The organism is Gallibacterium anatis DSM 16844 = F 149 (assembly GCF_000379785.1).
GTDB classification, from domain to species: domain Bacteria; phylum Pseudomonadota; class Gammaproteobacteria; order Enterobacterales; family Pasteurellaceae; genus Gallibacterium; species Gallibacterium anatis.
In genome coordinates, this window is record NZ_KB903757.1 from 1 (window position 1) to 3,502 (window position 3,502).

Genomic DNA, 3,502 nt, shown 5'->3' on the forward strand with positions numbered 1-3,502 from the left:
AGAACAAAAAACGACGCTTTCTTTTTAACTTCACACTTCAGCGTCGTTGCGGAGGCGTATTATAGGCATTTCAAAACCTTGTGCAAGTCTTTTTTTAAGAAAATTTTTTAAATGGCTATTTTTCAATCTTTTTTAGAAATTTTCTCTTTGATTAATGCCGGCAAATATGCAATGGAATCAATAACATAATCAGCTTGAATAGCTATTTCTTCCGTTACCTCTTTTCCTGTTTGCACTAATACGGTTGTTCCCACATTTGCCTGTTTGCCGGCAATAACATCATCCAACTTATCTCCGATCATAATGGATTTTTTAGGATCTATCCCCAAATCTGCCATTGCTTCCAACAATAAACCGGGTTTCGGCTTTCGGCAGTCGCACTCTTTTTTATATTTGCCGACACCTTTCGGGTGGTGCGGACAATAATAAATACCATCCAAATGCACGCCTCTATCTTCCAGCGACCAATCCATCCACTCCGTTAATTGATTAAATTCTTCTTCAGTAAAGTATCCTCTGGCAATTCCTGACTGGTTAGTCACAAGCACCAAAGCATATCCCATCTCTTGTAATGCCTTTAATGCTTCTATACTTCCTTCAATAAAATGGAAATGATCAATATCGTGTACATAACCGTAATCAATATTTAAAGTGCCGTCACGATCTAAAAATATGGCTTTCTTCATTACATTTACCTTTATTTCATCTATCTTTTTTAATAACGTCATTCTTTTAGCTTAACCGTATGTGCTGAATTTTACTATCTAATAACTAAACCTTATAAAAATTTTATTGACATAGCTATCTAGACGTCTAGAATAACGCTAATTTTCTTCATTAACTTAATTAAGTACAAAATGATCAAATTAGAGAATATCTATAAAATTTTTCAGCTTGGTGATAAACAGCTGACGGCTTTAGATAATGTTTCACTAGACATTCCTAAAGGTAAAATTGTCGGCGTTATCGGGGCATCCGGCGCAGGTAAAAGTACCCTTATTCGTTGTGTTAATCTGCTTGAACGTCCAACGAGTGGAAATGTCTTTGTTGATGGTCAAAATTTAATGCAACTGACACCAGCTCAATTAGTGTTAGCACGCCGCCAAATTGGAATGATTTTCCAACATTTCAATTTATTAAGTTCTCGTACTGTTTTCGGCAATATTGCATTGCCTTTGGAATTGAATGGTACCCCAAAAGAACAAATTCAAAACAAGGTCAATAGTTTATTGGATATGGTCGGCTTGTCTGATAAAAGAGAGATGTATCCAAGTAATCTCTCCGGAGGTCAAAAGCAACGTGTTGCGATTGCGCGTGCGCTGGCAAATGATCCTAAAGTGTTGCTTTGTGATGAAGCGACAAGTGCATTGGATCCGGCGACTACACAATCTATCTTAAAACTGCTTAAAGAGATTAATCGCAATTTAGGCATCACTATTCTATTAATCACTCACGAAATGGATGTGGTAAAACAAATTTGTGATCACGTAGCTATTATTGATAAAGGAACATTGGTAGAACAAGGCTCTGTCAGTGAAATTTTCTCTAATCCGAAAACACAATTGGCACAAGATTTTATCCACTCTACATTTCATATTAATCTACCGGATGAATATTTGGCACAACTTAGTGATTCGCCTCGCTCACCGGAATCTTATCCATTAATAAAATTTGAATTTACCGGTCGTTCCGTTGATGCGCCATTATTGTCACTGGCATCAAAAAAATTCGGTATCGATCTTAGTATTTTAACGTCACAAATTGACTACGCCGGCGGCGTTAAATTCGGCTTTGTTATTGCCGAAGTGGAAGGTGACGAAGATGCAATTACACAGGCTAAAATTTATTTAATCGAACATAATGTTCGTGTTGAGGTGTTAGGTTATGTTTGATGTTTTAACGCCACAGGTGTGGACTTTAATCGGTAATGCGACCTTAGAAACACTCTATATGGTGTTTGCTTCCGGATTTTTCTCAGCCGTGTTCGGTATTCCGCTCGGTGTTATTCTCTTTATTACCCGACCGGGACAAATTAAAGAAAATAAAAGCCTAAATCTTGCTTTAAGCGCAATTGTCAATATTGGTCGTTCCATTCCGTTCGTTATTCTACTGGTGGCGATTATTCCATTTACTATGTTGATTTTAGGCACTTTTATTGGAACAACCGCCGCTATCGTGCCATTGACTATTTCCGCTATTCCATTTATGGCGCGTTTGGTTGAAGGTGCCTTGATGGAAATTCCTTCCGGTTTAACCGAAGCTGCGCGTGCGATGGGGGCGAATAATCTACAAATTATTACCAAATTCTTATTGCCTGAAGCATTGCCTAGCATTATTAACTCTCTCACTATCACACTGGTTTCTTTAGTGAACTACTCTGCTATGGCAGGTACTGTCGGCGGCGGCGGTTTAGGTTATGTCGGCATTCAATACGGTTACCAAACTTATGTGCCGGAAATTCTTATTGCGACCATTGTTATTCTTGTCATTATGGTGCAACTGATTCAAACCATTGGCGATCATCTTGTTCGTTACTTTAATCATAAATAAATATCTTGAAGGAGATTTCTATGCAACTCAAAAACATCTTAACTATCAGCGCATTATCTGCCGCTATCGCATTTTCATCCTCAGCTTTCGCTAAAGATGGGAAAATCAAAGTGGGCATTCAAGTCGGCCCTGAAATGAGCGTTGCTGAAACAGCAAAACAGATCGCAAAAGATAAATATGGTCTAGAAGTTGAATTAGTGCCGTTTACTGATTATGTAACACCAAATGCGGCTCTTGAAAATAAACTTATCGATGCCAATGCTTTCCAACACAAACCATATTTGGATTCACAAATGAAAGATCGTGGTTGGACTGATTTGGTTATCGTAGGTAACACTTTTGTTTATCCTATTGCCGCTTATTCTAAAAAAATTAAAGATGTTAAGGAATTAAAAGACGGCGCAACCGTAGCTATTCCTAACGATCCTACTAATGGCGGTCGTGCCTTGTTATTACTACAAGCACAAGGTTTATTAAAACTTAAAGAAGGTACCGGCTTAACACCTACCACATTGGATATTGTTGATAATCCAAAAAATTTAAACATCAAAACACTTGATGCCAACCTTATCCCTCGTACTTTAGGTCAGGTTGATCTTGCTATCATCAATAATACCTTTGCAGGCGCTGCCGGTTTATATCCAAGTAAAGACGCTGTATTCGTAGAAGATAAAGATTCTCCATACGTCAATATCATTGTTGCGCGTGAAGATAATAAAGCTGATCCGGATGTTCAAAACTTCGTTAAGGCATACAATACGGAAGAAGTCTATAAAAAAGCAATGGCGGAATTCAAAGATTCTGTTGTAAAAGGTTGGTAATTTAATTATTAACATTTCAAACAGCCGAAAGAGTTTTTGATCTGACCCCGAAAAGTTAGACTGTTATTTTAAGGACTGAATTCTGTATTGAACAGGGCTCAGTCCATTTAATTTTAATTGTATTCTTTCCT

5 protein-coding genes are annotated in these 3,502 nt (G+C 37.6%); 3 read left to right on the top strand and 2 right to left on the bottom strand.

All coding sequences use genetic code 11. From position 1 onward, the window contains the following. Window positions 1-122: 122 nt before the first annotated feature. On the bottom strand, window positions 123-686 hold the full coding sequence (gene gmhB, locus A3EO_RS0112055; RefSeq protein WP_018347337.1) for a D-glycero-beta-D-manno-heptose 1,7-bisphosphate 7-phosphatase: 564 nt from the start codon (window positions 684-686) through the stop codon (window positions 123-125). A gap of 171 nt (window positions 687-857) precedes the next feature. Between gmhB and metN the strand changes: the two genes are divergently transcribed. Genes metN through A3EO_RS0112070 form a run of 3 tightly spaced genes read left to right on the top strand, consistent with a single transcriptional unit; the run spans window position 858 to window position 3,371 of the window. Further along, complete coding sequence (gene metN, locus A3EO_RS0112060; protein ID WP_013745471.1) at window positions 858-1,892, top strand: methionine ABC transporter ATP-binding protein MetN; 1,035 nt, start codon at window positions 858-860, stop codon at window positions 1,890-1,892. After that, window positions 1,885-2,550 (top strand): methionine ABC transporter permease, encoded by a 666-nt coding sequence (locus A3EO_RS0112065; RefSeq protein ID WP_018347338.1) that lies wholly within the window; start codon window positions 1,885-1,887, stop codon window positions 2,548-2,550. Before metN ends, A3EO_RS0112065 begins: the two co-directional genes overlap by 8 nt. A 20-nt stretch (window positions 2,551-2,570) precedes the next feature. After that, window positions 2,571-3,371 carry a MetQ/NlpA family lipoprotein gene (locus tag A3EO_RS0112070; protein ID WP_018347339.1) on the top strand — a complete coding sequence of 267 codons (801 nt, stop codon included), beginning with the start codon at window positions 2,571-2,573 and terminating at the stop codon, window positions 3,369-3,371. Between the two features lie 63 nt (window positions 3,372-3,434). On the opposite strand, the gene A3EO_RS13940 is transcribed toward A3EO_RS0112070, so the two are convergent. Beyond that, on the bottom strand, window positions 3,435-3,502 hold a 68-nt coding region (locus tag A3EO_RS13940), incomplete at its 5' end, for an IS3 family transposase (protein WP_409359784.1).

What these genes read in the sequence shown, in the direction of transcription:
- A3EO_RS0112070 (WP_018347339.1), top strand. Translation starts at nt 2,571, where the DNA reads ATGCAACTCAAAAACATCTTAACTATCAGCGCATTATCTGCCGCTATC.
- metN (WP_013745471.1), top strand. Translation starts at nt 858, where the DNA reads ATGATCAAATTAGAGAATATCTATAAAATTTTTCAGCTTGGTGATAAA.
- gmhB (WP_018347337.1), bottom strand. Translation starts at nt 686, where the DNA reads ATGAAGAAAGCCATATTTTTAGATCGTGACGGCACTTTAAATATTGAT.
- A3EO_RS0112065 (WP_018347338.1), top strand. Translation starts at nt 1,885, where the DNA reads ATGTTTGATGTTTTAACGCCACAGGTGTGGACTTTAATCGGTAATGCG.